The sequence below is a fragment of the Alistipes communis genome (assembly GCF_006542665.1).
Taxonomy (GTDB): Bacteria; Bacteroidota; Bacteroidia; order Bacteroidales; family Rikenellaceae; genus Alistipes; species Alistipes communis.
Genome location: NZ_AP019735.1, coordinates 189,155 through 207,936, shown reverse-complemented (window position 1 = coordinate 207,936; position 18,782 = coordinate 189,155). Strand labels below are relative to the sequence as shown.

Genomic DNA, 18,782 nt, shown 5'->3' with positions numbered 1-18,782 from the left:
GTACGTTATGATTACATTTTTGCAGGCCGCCGAAGTCGCGGCCACCGAAGAGGCCCGAATGGGTTTGTGGGAGTTGTTTACCAAGGGAGGCTGGCTGATGTGGCCGCTGCTGATTCTGGGCGGCGTTACGATCTTCATCTTTGTGGAGCGATTTCTGGCGATCCGCAAGGCCTCGACGCTGGACATGAACTTCATGAACCGCATCCGCGATTTCATCCTCGACGGCAAGATCGCAGCTGCGGTGGATCTCTGCCGCAAGACCGACACGCCGATCGCCCGCATGATCGAGAAGGGCATCGAACGGCTGGGGCGTCCGATGAGCGACGTGCAGTCGGCCATCGAGAATGTGGCCAATCTCGAAGTGTCGAAACTCGAAAACGGACTGCCCTCGCTGGCGACGATCGCCGGCGGCGCGCCGATGATCGGTTTTCTGGGTACGGTGCTCGGTATGGTGCAGACCTTCATGGACATGTCGGCGGCGGGCGGTACGGTCGACATGTCGCTGCTGGCGGGCGGTATGTACGTGGCGATGGTGACGACGGTCGCCGGTCTGATCGTCGGCATTCCCGCCTATTTCGGCTACAACTACCTCGTGGCACGGATCGAGAAGCTGGTCTTCCAGATGGAGGCCAACTCGATCGCTTTCATGGATATTCTGAATCAACCCGTTCAAAAATAGTATGTTATGGCTATTAAACACGGTTCGAAGGTAGACAAGTCCTACTCGTCGGCGTCGATGACCGACCTGATGTTCCTGCTGCTGCTGTTCCTGCTGATCGCCACGACGCTCATCAATCCCAACGCGTTGAAGCTAATGCTTCCCAAGAGCGCCAACCAGCTTAAAGACAAGGCGATCACCACGGTTTCGATCCAGCAGGCCGGCAGCGGGTACAACTATTATGTGGAGTTGGAGAAGGTCAGCGGGATCGACGGCGTGGAGCAGGCGCTGCGCGTGCGGCTCGACGGGAAGGAGGATCCGACCGTTTCGCTGCATTGCGACAAGACCGTTGCGGTGGACGAGGTGGTCAAGGTGATGAACATCGCCAAAGACCGCAACTACAAGTTGATTCTGGCCACGCAACCCTGAACGGTACGCCATGCAGTACTACAACCCCGATAACAACTCTTCGCGCCGGTGGGCGTGGCTGGCGGCCGGCCTCTACGGCGCGCTGCTGGCCGCGGCGTTTCTGTTCGTATCGGTCGATGCGAGCCTGCCGGTACGGCAGGCCGATGCGATTCTGGTCGAGTTCGAGGAGCCGAAGGTCCCCGATCCGCCCGTTCCGTCCCGCCCGGCCGTCGTCGAACCGGAGCATACGCAGATCGACGACGAGGAGTCGTTCGATCAGGCCAAAGGTTCCGACGAGGCGACGCGGACGGTCAATCCCAAGGCACTCTTCAAGATGGCCAAGGACGGCCCCGACGAGCCCGAAGATACGGGCAATCCCAAAGCGCCGGAGGGGAAGGCGAACACGGCTTCCGGAACCGGTTCGGGGCTCGATGCGGTGAGCGGGAACCTCGACAAGGGGCTCGAAGGGCGCGGGCTGGTGGGGGCGCTCCCCAAACCCGACTACAAGGCCAACGTGACGGGCAAGGTGATTATCGACGTGACGGTCGACGCTGCGGGGCGCGTGACGAGCGCCGAGTTTCACGCGCAGGGATCGACGACGAGCAACGCCACGCTGGTGGAGGCTGCCAAACGTGCGGCGATGAAGGCCCGCTTTACCGAGAGCGCCAGCTTCGTGCAGGGCGGTATGATAACCTATGTATTCAAAATGAATTGACGATGCGAAATGTCTCTTCCCGACCGCCGGTCGCCGTATACGGCCGGACACCGTTCCCGTTCGGCGGCAAAGCGCTGTTTCTGCTGACGCTCTGCCTGTTTTTGTCGGCGGGTGCGGCGGCACAGCGCCGCGCCGCACGTATCAAGGCCGATTCGATCGCCGCGACCTACGCCGGCCGCGTGCAGGGCGGCGCTCATCTCCATTTCTACGAGACGACGCACGATTTCGGCGACATCCCCCGCAAGGGCGGTAATCTGGTGCGTGAGTTCGAATTCGTGAACGACGGGACGGAACCGCTGGTGCTGCTGCGCGTGTTGACTTCGTGTACCTGCACGAAAGCCTCCTTCTCGAAACGGCCCGTAGCACCGGGCGAGCGCGGCGTCGTCAAGGTGATCTACGAGCCGCACAAGAAGGAGCCCGGGGCTTTCAGCAAGGTGATTCAAATCTTTTCCACCTCGATCGAGGGGCGCAATGTCCTTACGGTGCGGGGAAATTCGATCGACGTAAAGAAATTATGACACTGTTTTTCCGAAACTGCAAGGTGCTGCCGATGACGGCGGCAGCCGGCGAACCGAACTGTTTCGACGGGTACGTCGGCGTCGAGGGACGCCGCATCGCACTGGTGACGGCCGATGCGGCTGCGGCCGAAGCGTGGCGTGCGGCGCACGCCGGCGCGCGCGAGATCGACGGCCGGGGCGGAATCCTGATGCCCGGACTAGTGAATACCCATTGCCACATGGCCATGACGCTCCAACGAAGCTATGCCGACGATATGGCCCTCATGGAGTGGCTCAACGACCATATCTGGCCTTTCGAAGCGCGCCAGACCGACGACGACATCCGCGTGGGCGCACTGCTCGGCGCGGCCGAAATGCTGCTGGGCGGCGTGACGTCGGTCGTGGACATGTACTGGTCGGAGGCGGCGGTTTTCGATGCGGTCGATCGCGCGGGGATGCGGGCGCTGCTCTGTGCGAGCTACCTCGATACGCGGCTCGAAGCCTTCGAAAGCGACCTGCCCGCGCTCGTCGAGAAGTGCGAGGGATCGTCGCGCATCCGTGCGGGACTGGCGCCTCATGCCGCCTACACCTGTTCGGCGGAGAATCTGCGGCGCGGGATGGAGGCCTGCCGTCGTTACGGCATCCCGATGACGACGCACATCGCCGAGACGCTCGACGAGGTGCGCATGATCCGCGAGCGTTACGGCGCGACGCCCGTGGAGTATCTCGATTCGCTGGGAGTGCTCGACGGGGGGCTGATCGCCGCACACTGCGTGCACCTGACTGACGGGGATCGCCGCATCCTGCGCGAGCGGGGCGTACATGTGGCCCACTGTCCGACGAGCAACATGAAGATCGCGAGCGGCGTCGCGCCGATCGAACGGCTGCGCACCGAAGGGGTGAACTGTACGGTGGGCACCGACGGCCCCAGTTCGAACAACGATCTGGACATGTGGGAGGAGATGCGCAACGCTTCGTTCCTGCAAAAGGTGACGACGATGGATCCCTGTGCCGTGCCGGCCTACGAACTGCTCCGCATGGCGACGGTCTGCGGTGCGGCCGCCATCGGCCATGCCGGCGAGTTGGGCGTGGTGAAGGAGGGTGCGCTGGCCGATCTGGTATTGCTCTCGACGCAGAGGCCTTATTATCATCCGCAGCACGACGTCGTAGCCAACGTGGCCTATTGTGCCAAGGCGGCCGATGTCGATACGGTGGTGGTCGACGGCGAAGTGGTGGTCGACGGCGGCCGGCTGTCGACGGTCGATCTGCCGTCGCTCTATGCCCGGGCCGGGGCTGCCGTGCGGCGGATCGCCGGCGAGTTGTAGGGTATGTAAATCGGGAAGGGGCCGGATTTCGCAGAAATCCGGCCCCTCTTTTTCGCTCCGTCAGCGGGCGCTGCCCTGTCGGGCGACGGCCTCGGCTCGGCGGCGGATCTCTTCGGGGTCGCCGAGATAGTAGTCGCGTACGAGACGCAGCGCGTCGTCGAATTCGAAGACGTAGGGTACGGCCGTCGGCAGGTTGAGCGCGGCGATCCGGTCGTCGGGGATTCCTTTGAGATGCTTGATGACGCCTCGCAGCGAATTGCCGTGTGCGACGACCAGCAGGCTGTCGTACCGCATCAGCGACGGGAAGACGACGCAGTGCCAGTAGGGCAGGATGCGTGCGATCGTCTGTTCGAGCGATTCGGTGCGCGGCAGTTCGGCGTCGGGAACGCAGGCGTAGCGCACGTCGAAACGCGGGTTGCGCGGGTCGTCCTCGGGCAGCGGGTCGGGGGCCACGTCGTAGCTCCGTCGCCAGACGTGTACCTGCTCCTCGCCGTATTTTTCGGCTGTTTCGCTTTTGTTGAGCCCTTGCAGCATTCCGTAGTGTTTTTCGTTGAGCCGCCATGACTTTTCGACCGGAATCCACGCTTCGTCCAGCTTGTCCAGCACGCAGTCGAGTGTCTTGACCGCCCGTTTGAGGTAGGAGGTATAGGCTTTTCCGAAGGTGAAGCCTTCGTCGCGGAGCAGCTCTCCGGCCCGCACGGCTTCGGCGACACCCTCTTGCGTGAGGTCGACGTCCGTCCAGCCGGTAAACCGGTTCTCCTTGTTCCAGGTGCTCTGCCCGTGGCGGAGCAGTACGATTCGTTTCATGGGTGCGGGTTTATGCGATGGTGATTGAAGGATCGAGATAGACGTCTTGGATGGCATGGAGCAGTTCGATGCCCTCGTTCATCGGCCTTTGGAACGCCTTGCGGCCGCTGATGAGGCCCATGCCGCCGGCCCGCTTGTTGATGACGGCCGTTGCGACGGCGTCGGCCAGGTCGGAGGCGCCGTGCGACTCGCCGCCGGAATTTATCAGGCCGACACGTCCCATGTAGCTGTTGGCCACCTGATAGCGGCACAGGTCGATCGGATGGTCGGACGCGAGTTCGGTGTACATCTTGTCGTCGGTCTTGCCGAAGCCGATGGCCCGGAACCCGCCGTTGCAGGTCGGGAGCTTCTGCTTGACGATATCGGCGCCGATCGTCGCGCCCAAGTGGTCGGCCTGTCCCGTCAGGTCGGCGGCGTTGTGGTAGTCGACACCGTCCTTCTTGAAGGCGTTGTTGCGCAGATAGCACCACAGGATGGTCGCCATGCCCAGGTCGTGGGCACGTTCGAAGGCGGCCGCGATCTCCGTGAGCTGACGGCGGCTTTCGGCCGATCCGAAATAGATCGTGGCGCCCACGGCGACGGCACCCATTTCCCACGCCTGTTCGACCGAACCGAACAATACCTGATCGTAACTGTTGGGGTAGGTCAACAGTTCGTTGTGGTTGATTTTTACGACGAACGGAATCTTGTGGGCATAGCGGCGGGCGACGGCTCCCAGCACGCCCAGCGTCGAGGCTACGCCGTTGCAGCCGCCTTCGATCGCCAGCCGGACGATATTTTCGGGATCGAAGTAGATCGGATTGGGGGCGAACGACGCGCCGGCGGTGTGTTCGATGCCCTGGTCGACGGGCAGGATCGAAACGTAGCCCGTGCCGCCCAGCCGGCCGTGTCCCAGCAGACGTTGCAGGCTGTTCAACGTCGGGATATTGCGGTCGGAGGCTGCCCATACCTCCTCGACGGTATGCGGGGAGGGAAGGTGCAACGTACTTTTGTCAATGGTTTTGCAGGTGTGGGAGAGCAGGTATTCGGCCTTGTCGCCCAACAATTCGACGGTCTTGTTCATGATTTCGTGCGATTAAAATGAATGTCCGTAATCCTGTTGCATAAATCGTTCCCCGATCGTTTCCCGCAAGGAGAAGATTCGTTCCTGCCGTGCCTGTCGGTCGGAGGCGGGGTTCGATCCGCAGCAAAGAAACGAAAAAAAGGGGAGGATCGATATACCTATTTATGATGAAAACGAAGCGGTGCCGGAGAGCGGGGGCGACGACGGGGCGGTCGCCGCTCTCCGTATCTTGGCGGTTCGGCGCCGGCGGCAGAGACTGTACGAGCCGGAGCGAGTAGCAGTCCGCCGTGTGGGGCGGCGGCGAACTGCCGGCATCCTCGGGCGATGCCGACGGGGGGGGGAAAATCGTTAAAAAGCCAGCGGGACGGCCCACAGGCCGTCCCGCTGGTATCCGTCGGGCGGAGCTGCCGTCAGAGCTTGATGTCGTAGATCTGGATGACACCTGCCAGGCGTTCGTCGCGGTCGGTGACCAGCAGCGAAGTGATCTTGTGGCGGGTCATCATCTTCTCCGCCTCGATGAGTTTCTCTTCGGGGTGGATGCGTTTGGGGTTGCGCGTCAGGATGTCGGCGGCACGCAGGTTGATGAAATCGGCTCCCGAACGCTCCATGGCGCGGCGGATGTCGCCGTCGGTGACGATGCCTTCGATGCGGTCGCCTTCGCAGACGACGATCAGTCCCAGTCCGCAACGGCTGATCGTGTGGATCATATCCTTGGCCGTGCAGTCGGGGCCGACGACGGGCAGGTTGTCGCTGCGCATGACGTCGCCGACCGTAGCCAGCAGCCGGCGTCCCAGACTGCCGCCCGGGTGGAGCCGTGCGAAGTCGTTGCTCGAAAAGTTGCGCATCTTCATCAGGGCGACGGCCATCGCGTCGCCCATGGCGATCTGCGCCGTGGTCGAGGTCGTGGGCGCGAGGTGCAGGATGCAGGCTTCGTGGTCGACCGAGACGTCGAGGTGGATGTCCGAATGGATGGCGAGCGTGGAGGCCGGATTGCCCGTCATCGAGATCAGCCGGTTGCCGTTGTTGTGGATGAAGGGGACGATTTTGAGTACCTCGTCCGTTTCACCCGAGTAGGAGATCGCCAGCACGATGTCCTCTTTCGAGATCATGCCCAGATCGCCGTGGAACGCTTCGCCCGGATGGAGGTAGAAGCTCGGCGTGCCCGTCGATGCGAAGGTGGCGGCCATCTTGCGGCCGATCAGCCCCGACTTGCCCATGCCGGTGATGATGAGTTTGCCGCGGCTTTGGAGGATCATCTCGATGGCCTCGACGAAGTGCTCGTCGAGCGACCGTTCCATTTTTTCGAGCGCGTCGGCTTCGGTACGGATCGCCTCGCGGGCTACCGTCAGGATTTCGTTTTGTTTGGACTGCTCCATTAGAGTAGGGATTTGACGACCCCTTCGAGGTCGTTGAGGTTTAACATGTTGGGTCCGTCGCTCAGCGCGTGGTCGGGATCGGGGTGTACTTCGAAGAAGTAGCCGTTGGCACCGAATGCCTTGGCCGCGAGCGCCATTGCCGGCACGAATTCGCGGTTGCCGCCCGTTTTGCCGCCTGCGGCGCCCGGACGCTGCACCGAGTGCGTGCAGTCCATGACCACTGTCGGCGCGATGCGCAGCATGTCGGGGATGTTGCGGAAGTCGACCACCAGATTGTTGTAGCCGAACGAATTGCCGCGTTCGGTGAGCCACACGTCGGCCGCACCGGCGTCGCAAGCCTTTTCATAGGGGTAGCGCATGTCTTCGCCCGAGAGGAACTGCGCCTTCTTGATGTTGACCGTGCGCCCCGTCTTCGCTGCGGCGACCAGAAGGTCGGTCTGGCGGCAGAGGAAGGCCGGAATCTGAATCACGTCGACCACCTCGCCTACGGGCGCCGCCTGCCATGATTCGTGGATGTCCGTGAGCAGCCGCAGACCCCATTTCGACCGCACGTCGGCGAGCATCTGCAATCCCTTCTCCATGCCGACGCCCCGATAGGAGCGGATCGACGTGCGATTGGCCTTGTCGAACGACGCTTTGAAGATGATCTGCACGCCCAGTCTGCGGTTGATCTCCGTCAGTCGGGCCGCCACCGTATCGAGAAGTTCGGCCGATTCGATCACGCACGGCCCCGCGATGAATGTGGTATTCATAAGTCGAGAATTAGCGGTTGAAAGCCGAGGATTGAAATCCGGGTCGGGTTTTGCATGGCTGCGGGCAACCGTCGTTCGGCCGAAGCCCCCTCCCTGATTTCCGATCCTTAGTTTTTCATTTTTAATTTTAAGAATTCTTCCGCCTTCGCCAAATCCTCCGGCGTGTCGATGCCGATCGTCTCGACGTCGGAGATACCTGCACGGATGCGGAACCCGTTTTCCAGCCACCGCAACTGTTCGAGCGATTCGGCCCGTTCGAGTGCCGACTGGGGCAGGGCGGTCACCTTGTACAACGTCTCGCGGCGGAAGGCGTACATGCCGATATGTTTGTAGAAGGTATGGCGTGCGAGCCACTCCTCGCGCGGCACGCCCCGCAGGTAGGGGATCACCGAGCGTGAGAAATAGAGTGCCTGGCCCGCGCTGCCGAGCACGACTTTCGGCGAATTGGGATTTTCCAGTGCGTCGAGTCCGTCGGCCTCGGTGAAGGGTTTGACGAGCGTGGCGATGTCGGTCGACGGATCGTCGAAGCAGCGGGCGATCGCCTGCAACTGCGAGGGGGCGATGAAGGGTTCGTCGCCCTGTACGTTGACGATGACGTCGGGGTCGCCGCCCAGTTTGTCGACGGCTTCCCGACAGCGGTCGGTGCCGCTGCGATGATCGGGCGAGGTCATGACGGCACGGCCGCCAAAGGCCTCCACCGCATCGTAGATGCGCGGATCGTCGGTGGCGACGGCTGCGTCGGCGAACACCTGCGTCACCTGCTTCCAGACGTGCCGGATGACCGGTTCGCCGCCGAGCCGTGCCAGCGGTTTGCCCGGAAACCGTGTCGAAGCGTAACGGGCCGGAATGACGGCCAGAAATTTCAGAGAGTCCATATCCGTTAAAAAAGGAAAGGAGCCGAAAGAGCGGGATTCCAGTCCCCTCTTCCGGCTCCCTTCCGATCCGTTATTGTTGCGCCTGCGGTTCGAGCGCCAGTTGCAGTACGTCGTCGTTGGTGCGGACGTAGTGGAACGTCAGCCCCTTGATGTAGTCGGGCTTGATCTCCTCGATGTCCTTGCGGTTCTCCTCCGACAGCAGCAGCGTCGTGATGCCGGCGCGCTTGGCGGCCAGTATCTTCTCCTTGATGCCGCCCACGGGGGTTACGCGGCCGCGCAGCGTCGTTTCGCCCGTCATGGCGATGCGGTCGCGGACCTTGCGGCCCGTGTAGGTCGAGACGATCGACGTGACCATCGTGATGCCGGCCGACGGGCCGTCTTTCGGAATGGCGCCTTCGGGCACGTGGATGTTGAGGTCGTACTTCTCGAATTTCTCGGGATCGATACCCAGTTCCGTACAATGTGCCTTGACCCATTCGAAGGCGATCGTGGCCGACTCCTTCATCACGTCGCCCAGATTGCCCGTGAGGCTCAGGCGGCCCTTGCCGGGCGTGAGCACCGACTCGATGTAGAGGATGTCGCCGCCCACTTCCGTCCAGGCGAGGCCCGTCACCACGCCGACGATGCCGCCCACCTCGTACTCCTCGTTGAGGAATTTGGGTTTGCCGAGGATCTTTTCGACCTCTTTCGCGCCGAGTTCGGGTGCGAAAGCCTCCTCCGAGGCGATCTGCTTGGCCCGCGAACGCGCCAGCTTGGCGATGTGCTTGTCGAGCGACCGCACGCCCGATTCGCGGGTGTAGCCGGCGATGATCTGTTCGACGATCTGCGGCGTGAGGATCAGCTCCTGCTCCTTGATGCCGTGCGCCTCGCGCTGTTTGGGCAGCAGGTGATGCAGGGCGATCTGGATCTTGTCTTCGAGGATGTAGCCCGGGATGTTGATCATCTCCATGCGGTCGCGCAGCGCCGGATTGATATTGCCGACGTTGTTGGCCGTGGCGATGAAGAGCACCTTCGAGAGGTCGTACTCCGTATCGAGGTAGTTGTCGTGGAACGTGGTGTTCTGTTCGGGATCGAGTACTTCGAGCAGTGCGCTCGACGGATCGCCGTGGTTCGACACGCTGATCTTGTCCACCTCGTCGAGGATGATGACCGGGTTCGACGAGCCGCACCGCTTGATCGTCTGTACGATCCGGCCCGGCATCGCCCCGATGTAGGTGCGGCGGTGGCCGCGAATCTCCGCTTCGTCGTGCAGGCCGCCCAGTGCAATGCGGCCGAACTTACGCCCCAGCGCCGCTGCGACCGATTTGCCCAGCGAGGTCTTGCCTACGCCCGGAGGGCCGTAGAGACAGAGAATCGGCGATTTGAGGTCGCCCTTCAACTTGATGACCGCCAGGTGTTCCAGCAACCGCTCCTTGACCTCTTCGAGGCCGAAATGGTCGTGGTCGAGCTGCTCGCGCGCCTGTTTGAGGTCGAGATTGTCCTTCGTACAGTCGTTCCACGGCAGTTCGAGCAACAGTTGCAGGTAGGTTACCTGCACCGAATATTCGGCTACGGCGGGGTTGAGCCGTTCGAGTTTCTGCAACTCCTTCTCGAAGAGTTCGGCCACCTCCTTGGGCCAGTTCTTCTGCTTGGCCTTTTCGCGCATCTCGTCCAGTTCGGCGTCGGCGCCGTCGCCCAGTTCGTCCTGGATGGTGCGCATCTGCTGCTGGAGGTAGTAGTCGCGCTGCTGCTTGTCGATCTCCTGCTTGACCTTCTCCTGGATCTCGTTCTTCAACTCGATGAGCTGTTGGTCGCGGATCAGGATTTCGAGCAGTTTGCGCGCGCGCGCCAGCAGCCCCGGCGCTTCGAGCAGCGACTGCCGGTCTTCGTCCGACAGTTCGAGGTTGGTGCAGATGAAGTTGATGATACCTCGCCGCGAGTCGATGTTCTTGATGGCGAAAATCGCCTCCTTGGGCATGTTGGGCGAGATGTTGATGATATTGAGCGCCACGTCGCGGATCGAATCCACAAGTGCGTTGAACTCGACGTTCTTCTCGTCGGGCGTCGAATCCTTCAACGGGGTCACCCTGGCTTGCAGATAGGGGTCGGACGAGACGTATTCGCCGATCTCGACCTTCTCCAACCCGTTGAGAATGACCGTGAGGTTGCCGTTGGGCATCTCCAATATCTTCATGATGCGGGCGGCCGTACCGATGCGGTACATGTCCTCCGCCTTGGGCTCTTCCACGTCGCCGTCGCGTTGCAGGACGGCGGCCAGCATCCCGTTGCGGGCGTTGGTGTCGCGCACGAGCGTCATGCTCCGCGAGCGGCCCACCGTGACGGGGGTGATGGCGCCCGGAAACAGCACCGAGCTGCGCAGCGTCAGCACGGGAAGTATTTCGGGGACGGCGACCTCTTCGACCGTGTCGTCCTCGCCGGTGACGATGGGGATGACGCGGTGGTTGCCGTCGAGCGCTTCGGGCAGCGATTCCAGTTCTTTCAGTTCGATTTTATCTCTTTTACTCATATGGTCTTTCAATCAAGTTGCAAAGATAACGCTTTTTTCCGTATAATATTTTATATAAGTCTTTGGCTTGTTAAGAAGTTATCAACACTATTTATGCCGCAGCGCCGCGGTGCAGCGGACGACCGGTGCCTGTCGGTGTCTGCGGTATGCACTATCGGACGATGACTGAGGGGGTTGTATGAAAAAGGATCCGGAGGTCCGTCGGGACATGTCTGTCATTTTGGCAGCCGGTTGCCGACGAGGGGAGAGCGTGTCAGTCGGTCGCCGCTTCGGCAGGTGCGGGCGGGATGTGCGGCGAAAAAAGATACGGCAGCGGACAATCCGCTGCCGTAGATCGTCGGAAGGCCCGGCTGAGGCTCAGTCGATCGCAAAGGTCGATACGATGACCTGTTTCTCGTCGAGGTTGTTCGGGTTGGAGACCGTGATACCGTATTCGCCGGCGGGAGTTTCGTCGAGGGTGATCAGGTAGGAGCTCTCTCCGAATTTGCGGCCTGTGAACGAAAGGCGTTCCAGCTTGTTGGATTTCACGCTGCCGAAACTGCTGACCGAGGCCATTTCGGCCATGCGCTTGTCTTTCTTGGCTTCGAAGCGGAAGACGTTGATGATCGACATGGGATCGGTGGCGTTGTCGACGGCGCGCACGATGAAGCTGGCCGGTTGGCCCGCCGTCAGGCGCACGCCGGCTTTCGGCCCTTCGATGATGAGTTTCGTCTTGGCCTTGCCGATACCGAAGATGACGGCGCTCGCATTGGCTCGCGTGCGCATCTGGACGGATTGCTTTTCGAGTTTGGCGACCGTGCCGTCGGGTCGCACGGTCACGATCTCCCCGATGAATTCGGGTTCGGGCGTCGTTTCGGGAATCGTTTGGGCCTGTGTTGCACCGGCGAGCAGAAGCAGTGCGGCGCCGAGGAGGGTTTTGAGTTGCATAGAGTTTGGGTTAAATGGTTTGCGGAGGACAAATTTAGGACAAATCACCCCCCCCCTCCAAATTTTGCGGGCGGAAAATGGACGGCGGGGTTCTCTTTTTTCATCGGCGGACGAAAAATCGGACCGAAGAGCGGGAACGCGGTGAAAAAAGCGTACTTTTACCGGAAAAATTATAACTTTGCACCTTGCCTGACAAACGTTTTCGAATCTGCGGAGGCCGGTAGAGCCGGTGTTTGCGGAAGCGGAAAGCGGGCGAAGAAGTTCAACGTAATAAAATTTATCCGATATGCAGATTGCCGACAAATACGCTCCGCAGGAGATCGAGCAGAAATGGTACGACTACTGGGAGCGGCACGGACTGTTCCACTCCGAACCCGATGCGCGCGAACCCTATACGGTCGTCATTCCGCCGCCCAACGTGACGGGGATGCTCCACATGGGCCACATGCTCAACAATACGTTGCAGGACGTGCTGATCCGCCGCGCCCGCATGCAGGGAAAAAATGCCTGCTGGGTGCCGGGTATGGACCACGCCTCGATCGCTACCGAGGCGAAGGTGGTGGCCAAGCTCAAGGAGCGCGGCATCGAGAAGTCGTCGCTCACGCGCGAGAAGTTCCTCGAATACGCGTGGGAGTGGAAGGAGCAGTACGGCGGCGTAATTCTGCGGCAGCTGCGCAAGCTGGGGGCTTCGTGCGACTGGGACCGCACCTGTTTCACGATGGACGACATCCGCACCGAGGGGGTCATCAAGGTCTTCTGCGACCTCTACCGCAAGGGGCGCATCTACCGCGGCGTGCGCATGGTCAACTGGGATCCCGCGGCCAGGACCGCGCTGTCGGACGAAGAGGTGGTCTTCAAGGAGTCGCACGGCAAGCTCTACTACCTGCGCTATGCGGTCGAGGGGACGGACAAGTACCTCGTCGTGGCTACGACGCGCCCCGAGACCATTCTGGGCGATACGGCGCTGTGCGTCAATCCCGACGACGAGCGCTACGAGTGGCTGTCGCAGGACGCCCGCGTGGTGGTGCCGCTCGTCGGGCGCTCGATTCCGGTGATCCGCGACACGTATGTCGACATCGCCTTCGGTACGGGTGCCTTGAAGGTGACGCCGGCGCACGACGTGAACGACTACATGCTGGGCGAGAAATACGGGTTGGAGACGATCGACATCTTCAACGACGACGGGACGATCAACGGCAAGGTGGGTATTTACGAAGGGATGGATCGCTTCGAGCTGCGCCGCGTGATCGAGGGCGACCTGCAACATGCCGGCCTGCTCGAAAAGACCGAGGAGTACACGAACAACGTGGGCTACTCCGAGCGCACGGGCGTGGCCATCGAGCCGAAGCTTTCGATGCAGTGGTTCCTTTCGATGGAGGAGCTGGCGAAGCCCGCCACGCGCGCCGTCATGGAGGACGAAATCCGTTTCGTCCCCGAAAAATACAAGAATATCTACCGTCACTGGATGGAGAACATCAAGGACTGGTGCATCTCGCGCCAGTTGTGGTGGGGGCAGCGCATTCCCGCCTACTACCTGCCCAAGGGCGGTTACGTGGTGGCCGAAACGGCCGAGGAGGCGCTGGCGCTGGCCCGCGAGAAGACGGGTGACGCCGCGTTGCAGCTCGGCGACCTGCGGCAGGACGAGGACGTGCTCGACACGTGGTTCTCGTCGTGGCTGTGGCCGATTTCGGTCTTCGACGGCATCCGCAACCCCGACAACGAGGAGATTCGCTACTACTACCCGACGGCCGATCTGGTGACGGGCCCCGACATCATCTTCTTCTGGGTGGCGCGCATGATCATGGCCGGTTACGAATATCGCGGCGAGAAGCCCTTCGGCAACGTCTATTTCACCGGCATCGTGCGCGACAAGATCGGACGCAAGATGTCCAAGCAGCTGGGCAACTCGCCCGATCCGCTCGACCTGATCGCGCAGTACGGCGCCGACGGTATGCGCGTGGCGATGCTGCTTTCGTCGTCGGCCGGCAACGACGTGATGTTCGACGAGGCACTGTGCGAGCAGGGCCGCAATTTCGGCAACAAGATATGGAACGCCTACCGGCTCGTCAACGGCTGGACGGTGGACGGGACGCTCGCCCAGAGCGACAACGACCGCCTGGCGGGCGAATGGTTTCGCCAGACGTTGCGCCGCGCCGTGGCGGAGTTGGACGGGGATTTCGGCAGCTACCGCATTTCGGAGGCCTTCATGTTGCTCTACAAACTCTTCTGGGACGATTTCAGCGGGTGGTATCTCGAAATGATAAAGCCTGCTTACGGGGCGCCGATCGACCCGCGGACGGTCGACGAAGCCAAAGGGTTCTTCGATGCGCTGCTGCGCCTGCTGCACCCCTTCATGCCCTTCGTCACCGAGGAGATATGGCAGGATCTGGCTCCGCGTGCGGCGGGCGAATCGATCATGGTCGCACGCCAGCCGCAGGCCGACGGGCAGGCCGACGAGGCGCTGCTGGCCCGGTTCGAACTGGTCAAGGAGACTATCACTGCCGTGCGCAATATCCGCAAGCAGAAGAATCTGCCGCAGCGCGAGGCGCTGACGCTCGAAGTGATCGCCGACGCGAACTATCCGGCCGACTATGCACCCGTGCTGACGAAGATGGCCAACTTGTCGGCGATCGAACGGGTGGCGGAGAAGGATGCCGCGGCCGCGGCCTTCATCGTGAAGACCACGCAGTATTTCGTGCCGCTGGGCGATCGGATCGACCGCGAAGCCGAGATCGCCAAGTTAGGCGAAGAGCTGACCTATTACGAAGGTTTCCTGCAAAGCGTCGAGCGCAAGCTCTCGAACGAGCGTTTCGTGCAGTCGGCTCCCGCAGCGGTGGTCGAGAAGGAGCGTGCCAAGAAGGCCGACGCCGAGGCGAAGATCGCCGCGATCCGCGAACAGCTGGCGGCGTTGAACTGACCGCCGCGATGATTGCAGTGCAGGGCGTGTCGACGAGGCGCTCGACGGGTTCGTGTGTGCTTCGGGGATCGACTCTTCGGACGGCACGCTGATCTGCAACACCGGTTGCCTCTATCTGCGGCGGGGCGACAAGGAGAGCGCCCGCACGTGGTGGAGGCGGTTGCTCGACTCGCCCGACGTGGACGAGCGGCGGCGGGCCGAGGAATTGCTCCGCGAAGTGGACGGGAAGGCCGCCGTACAATAAGATTTTTATTTTGGATATTACGATCTATACCGACGGTTCGGCACTGGGAAATCCCGGTCCGGGAGGTTACGGGGCGGTGCTGCTGAGCGGGCCGTTCCGCAAGGAGATGTCGGCCGGTTTCCGGCTGACGACCAACAACCGTATGGAGTTGATGGCCGTGTGCGTCGCGCTCGAAGCGCTGAAATTCGCGGGGAGCGACGTGGTGGTCTACTCCGATTCGAAATACGTCGTCGACGCCGTCACGAAGGGCTGGGTCTTCGGCTGGGAGAAGAAGGGGTTCGCCGGAAAGAAGAATCCCGATCTGTGGCGGCGATTTCTCGGCGTATACCGCCATCACCGTGTGCGTTTCGTTTGGGTGAAAGGGCATGCCGAGACAGTGGAGAACAACCGCTGCGACCAGATGGCCGTGGCGGCGGCCAACGGGCGCGATCTGCTGGTCGATACGGGCTACGAGGAGGCGCGGCAGGAGGGGTGAGCGCCGCCGCAGCCGTGAACCGTCGCCCGACGAGAGATCGTCGGGCGACGGTTTTTTTGAGCAAAACGTTCGGCGTCGCCGGAAAATCGTTAATTTAGCGGAAACGAATTTCAACCATCTGTCAACGCCTATGTACCGGTCTTTCGGAATTTTCGGACTCTCCGCCGCACTGTTCGTGGCGGCGGCCTCCTGTTCACGCATGCAATCTTTCGAGCTGAGCGGCCGTATCGACGGCCTGCAAGTCGGCGATACGCTCCGTTTCGAACGTGTCCTGCTTCCGGAGTGGAACTACGAACCGGCCTTCGACGTCGTGGTCGGGGAGGCGGGTGCGTTCGCCTATCGGGGCGAGCAGGCGCACGACGGTTACTACTCGATGACCTATCATCCGAAAAGCGGCAGGGCCGCCGATGCGGATCGTCGGGGCAAGTCGATGATCGTGACAGGCGGCGACCGGATCACGCTGACCGGTACGGCGGAGGCGATCTATTACTGTACTCTCGGCGGCGGTATCTACGACGATCCCGCGCTTTCCGAACTGTTGTACGTCGCGGATTCGCTCGGTCGGATTCGGAGCGGTTACAGCGAAAATGCGCGTGCAGCTTTCGCACGCGGCGACCAAGCGGAGGGCCGGAGGTGGAACGAACTCTTCAATCGGTTTTATGCCGACGATCCGGGCGCCGCACGCAAACGCGCATTGAACGAGAATTATCGGAAAGGGCACCCGCAGGGGACGCTTTATCTGCTCGTCGACCGGATTCCCACGGTGGCCTACCGGCCGTTGGCCGAGTCGCGCGCATTCTACGAGTCGCTGTCAGAGGAGTTGAAGTCGAGCTACTTCGGCGGTGTGTACGCCGACTTCCTGCAACGGATGGAGAGCCTCGCCGTCGGGCAGCCGGCACCCGATTTCTCGCTCGTGACAACGCGGGGCGAGGCGATCTCCAAGGCCGATTTCGCGGGCGGCTACGTGCTGTTCTACCATTGGGGGATGTGTCCCGGTTCGATCTGGATCGACGGGCAGGTGCGCGATCTCTATGCGGCCTACAAGGATCGGGGGCTGCGTATGGTGGGGCTGACCGAGTCGGTCGATACGATCCGGCGCGTGTACGAGGGGCTGCCCGACGACGAGAGTGCGGCCGGGATGCGCTCGGCGCTGGCCGGAATGCTGGCGCACGGGTGGCCCGAGATCGAGGTCGAGATCGACCGGCCGGAGAACGGGCGGATGTTGGAGCGGTATGCGATCGAGGGGTGGCCTGCCTTCGTGCTCATCGCACCCGACGGGACGATCGCGGCCCGCGGATATACGGAGGCGTTTTTCAGCGCGAAGGAGATTCTGGCGGGTGCTTTGGGCGGGACGCATCCCGAGTGATCGGCCGTTGCCGTCCTCGACGGTATCGCCCCGCCGCAACGTTCTGCGGCGGGGCGATGCCTTTTTCGGAGAGTGCCGGCTTACTGCTGTATCTTGACCAGCTGCTCGCGGTAGGCGTTCAGGATACGCGACTTGGAGATGAAGCCCAGGTAGTGGTTCTGTTTGTCGACGACGGGCAGCATCCACGTCTGGTTCTCCTCGAACTTGGGCAGCACGGACTGGATCTGTTCGTGTTCGAGAATGCGGTCGGGCGGCTGGATCATGTAACGGCCGATCGGCGTACCCCATTTCTCGCGCTTGAACATGTCTTCGCGCAGGTCGTCCAGCTGCACGACGCCGATTAGGCGGCCGAAATCGTCGATCACGGGGAAGATGTTGCGCCGCGCATGGGAGATGACGTGGACGATGTCGCCCAGCGTGAAGGTTTCGCGGATGCGGTAGAAGTCGGTCTCCATGAGCTCTTCGAGTTTCAGGAAGACGAAGACCGACTGGTCCTTGTCGTGCGTCAGCAGATCGCCGCTCAGGCGCAGCTGCTTGGTGTAGATCGAGTCGGGGTCGAGGTAGTAGTCGACGGCGAACGAGATGCAGGCGACGATCATCAGCGGGATGAAGAGCCCGTAGCCGCTCGACAGCTCGGCGATCAGGAAGATCGATGTCAGCGGCGCCTTCATCACGCCCGACATGACCCCCGCCATGCCCACCAGCGTGAACGAGGCGATCGAGAGGTGCCAGCCGAACAGCGCGTTGAAGAGCAGCGCCACGATGGCGCCCGAAAAAGCGCCTACGAAAAGCGACGGCGCGAAGGTTCCGCCCACGCCGCCCGCGGCGTTGGTCGAGGACATGGCCACCACCTTGAAGAACATGATCGCGGCGACGTAGAGGATCACCACCCAGTCGATGTCGCTGAAACGGTAGAAGAGCGAGGTGTTGAACAGCGATCGGGTATCGCCGTGCATGAGCGAGGTGAAGCCCTCGTAGCCCTCGCCGTAGAGCGGCGGGAAGACGAAGAGCAGGACGCCCAGCGTGATGCCGGCGTAGAGCCATTTGCGGCCCTGCGACGGAAGTCGTTTGTAGAAGGCGCCGATGCGTGAGTTGACCGTGGTGAAATAATAGGACATCCCTCCGCACAATACGCCCAGCAGGATGAACATCGGGATCTGCCGCAGTTCGAAGGCGTCGGCCGCCGTGAGCGTGACGGCGATGATCGGATCGAAGCCGCGGAAGACGAAGGCGATCGTGGTGGCCGTGATCGAGGCGATGAGCAGCGGGATGACCGACGAGGCGGTGATGTCGAGCATCAGGATCTCCAGCACGAAGACCACGCCCGTGATCGGGGCCTTGAAGATCGCAGCGATCGCCGCCCCGGCGCCGCAGCAGAGCATCAGCGTCGTATTGCGGTAGTTGAGGCGTGCGAGTCTTCCCACGTTCGAGCCGATGGCGGCGCCCGTCAGTACGATCGGCGCCTCGGGGCCGACCGAACCGCCGAAGCCGATCGTGGTGGCGCCGCCCACGATCGAAGTCCAGCAGTTGTGGGGCAGGATGCGCGAATCGCGGCGCGACATGGCGTACAACACGCGCGTGACCCCTTCCGAGATGTTGTCGCGCACGATGTATTTGACGAAGAGCGTCGCCAGGACGATGCCTATCGCAGGGTAGATCAGCAGCAGGAAATGTGCGCTCCCGACGGGAAACCAGTTGACCAGGCAGCTCTTGATCGCATAGAGCAGGATTTCGAAGACATAGGTGCCCAGTCCGGCCAGCAGTCCGACGATCATGGCCAGCAGCATCATGATCTGGCGGTTGCTCAACCGGCGCGTCAGGCGGTAGAAGAGGGCGAAGATGCGCTCGTATCGGAAATCCCTGAGTCTCAT

Annotated in this window: 17 protein-coding genes; 9 read left to right on the top strand and 8 right to left on the bottom strand. The window is 61.9% G+C overall.

Going from position 1 to position 18,782, the window contains the following annotated elements:
• The first annotated feature begins 7 nt into the window (after window positions 1-7).
• The 5 genes from FMF02_RS00905 to FMF02_RS00885 are packed head-to-tail and all read left to right on the top strand — an operon-like array spanning window position 8 to window position 3,603.
• Window positions 8-679, top strand: a complete 672-nt coding sequence (locus FMF02_RS00905; protein ID WP_141411892.1) for a MotA/TolQ/ExbB proton channel family protein — start codon at window positions 8-10, stop codon at window positions 677-679.
• Window positions 680-685: 6 nt separating this feature from the next.
• Window positions 686-1,087 (top strand): ExbD/TolR family protein, encoded by a 402-nt coding sequence (locus FMF02_RS00900; protein ID WP_019130985.1) that lies wholly within the window; start codon window positions 686-688, stop codon window positions 1,085-1,087.
• A gap of 10 nt (window positions 1,088-1,097) precedes the next feature.
• The gene (locus FMF02_RS00895; RefSeq protein WP_141411891.1) at window positions 1,098-1,781 is read left to right on the top strand and encodes a TonB family protein; all 684 of its coding nucleotides are present in this window, start codon (window positions 1,098-1,100) and stop codon (window positions 1,779-1,781) included.
• A 2-nt stretch (window positions 1,782-1,783) separates the two neighbouring features.
• Window positions 1,784-2,299: a DUF1573 domain-containing protein gene (locus FMF02_RS00890; protein WP_081584295.1), complete on the top strand. Its 516-nt coding sequence runs from the start codon at window positions 1,784-1,786 to the stop codon at window positions 2,297-2,299.
• Window positions 2,296-3,603: an amidohydrolase gene (locus FMF02_RS00885; protein WP_141411890.1), complete on the top strand. Its 1,308-nt coding sequence runs from the start codon at window positions 2,296-2,298 to the stop codon at window positions 3,601-3,603. Before FMF02_RS00890 ends, FMF02_RS00885 begins: the two co-directional genes overlap by 4 nt.
• Before the next feature lie 60 nt (window positions 3,604-3,663).
• On the opposite strand, the gene gpmA is transcribed toward FMF02_RS00885, so the two are convergent.
• The 7 genes from gpmA to FMF02_RS00850 all read right to left on the bottom strand — a co-directional run bounded on the left by gpmA (window position 3,664) and on the right by FMF02_RS00850 (window position 11,909).
• Complete coding sequence (gene gpmA / locus FMF02_RS00880; RefSeq protein ID WP_141411889.1) at window positions 3,664-4,410, bottom strand: 2,3-diphosphoglycerate-dependent phosphoglycerate mutase; 747 nt, start codon at window positions 4,408-4,410, stop codon at window positions 3,664-3,666.
• 10 nt (window positions 4,411-4,420) lie between these two features.
• On the bottom strand, window positions 4,421-5,473 hold the full coding sequence (locus FMF02_RS00875; protein ID WP_141411888.1) for a class I fructose-bisphosphate aldolase: 1,053 nt from the start codon (window positions 5,471-5,473) through the stop codon (window positions 4,421-4,423).
• A gap of 410 nt (window positions 5,474-5,883) precedes the next feature.
• Window positions 5,884-6,849, bottom strand: a complete 966-nt coding sequence (locus FMF02_RS00870) for a KpsF/GutQ family sugar-phosphate isomerase (protein WP_141411887.1) — start codon at window positions 6,847-6,849, stop codon at window positions 5,884-5,886.
• Window positions 6,849-7,601: a 3-deoxy-8-phosphooctulonate synthase gene (gene kdsA, locus FMF02_RS00865; protein ID WP_019130978.1), complete on the bottom strand. Its 753-nt coding sequence runs from the start codon at window positions 7,599-7,601 to the stop codon at window positions 6,849-6,851. Before kdsA ends, FMF02_RS00870 begins: the two co-directional genes overlap by 1 nt.
• A gap of 107 nt (window positions 7,602-7,708) precedes the next feature.
• Window positions 7,709-8,467, bottom strand: a complete 759-nt coding sequence (kdsB, locus tag FMF02_RS00860; protein WP_141413524.1) for a 3-deoxy-manno-octulosonate cytidylyltransferase — start codon at window positions 8,465-8,467, stop codon at window positions 7,709-7,711.
• 79 nt (window positions 8,468-8,546) lie between these two features.
• Window positions 8,547-10,982, bottom strand: coding sequence for an endopeptidase La (gene lon, locus FMF02_RS00855; RefSeq protein WP_019130976.1), 2,436 nt, complete (start codon window positions 10,980-10,982; stop codon window positions 8,547-8,549).
• Window positions 10,983-11,339: 357 nt separating this feature from the next.
• The gene (locus FMF02_RS00850) at window positions 11,340-11,909 is read right to left on the bottom strand and encodes a hypothetical protein (RefSeq protein ID WP_141411886.1); all 570 of its coding nucleotides are present in this window, start codon (window positions 11,907-11,909) and stop codon (window positions 11,340-11,342) included.
• Window positions 11,910-12,195: 286 nt separating this feature from the next.
• On the opposite strand from FMF02_RS00850, the gene FMF02_RS00845 reads away from it, so the two are divergent.
• From FMF02_RS00845 to FMF02_RS00830, 4 genes are all read left to right on the top strand, one after another.
• Complete coding sequence (locus FMF02_RS00845; RefSeq protein WP_141411885.1) at window positions 12,196-14,826, top strand: valine--tRNA ligase; 2,631 nt, start codon at window positions 12,196-12,198, stop codon at window positions 14,824-14,826.
• Window positions 14,827-14,878: 52 nt separating this feature from the next.
• Window positions 14,879-15,070 carry a hypothetical protein gene (locus FMF02_RS00840; RefSeq protein WP_141411884.1) on the top strand — a complete coding sequence of 64 codons (192 nt, stop codon included), beginning with the start codon at window positions 14,879-14,881 and terminating at the stop codon, window positions 15,068-15,070.
• Window positions 15,071-15,077: 7 nt separating this feature from the next.
• The gene (rnhA, locus tag FMF02_RS00835; protein ID WP_141411883.1) at window positions 15,078-15,545 is read left to right on the top strand and encodes a ribonuclease HI; all 468 of its coding nucleotides are present in this window, start codon (window positions 15,078-15,080) and stop codon (window positions 15,543-15,545) included.
• 130 nt (window positions 15,546-15,675) lie between these two features.
• Window positions 15,676-16,911, top strand: a complete 1,236-nt coding sequence (locus FMF02_RS00830) for a peroxiredoxin family protein (RefSeq protein ID WP_141411882.1) — start codon at window positions 15,676-15,678, stop codon at window positions 16,909-16,911.
• 80 nt (window positions 16,912-16,991) lie between these two features.
• Here FMF02_RS00830 and FMF02_RS00825 read toward each other — a convergent pair whose 3' ends face one another.
• Window positions 16,992-18,782 carry a chloride channel protein gene (locus FMF02_RS00825; protein ID WP_141411881.1) on the bottom strand — a complete coding sequence of 597 codons (1,791 nt, stop codon included), beginning with the start codon at window positions 18,780-18,782 and terminating at the stop codon, window positions 16,992-16,994.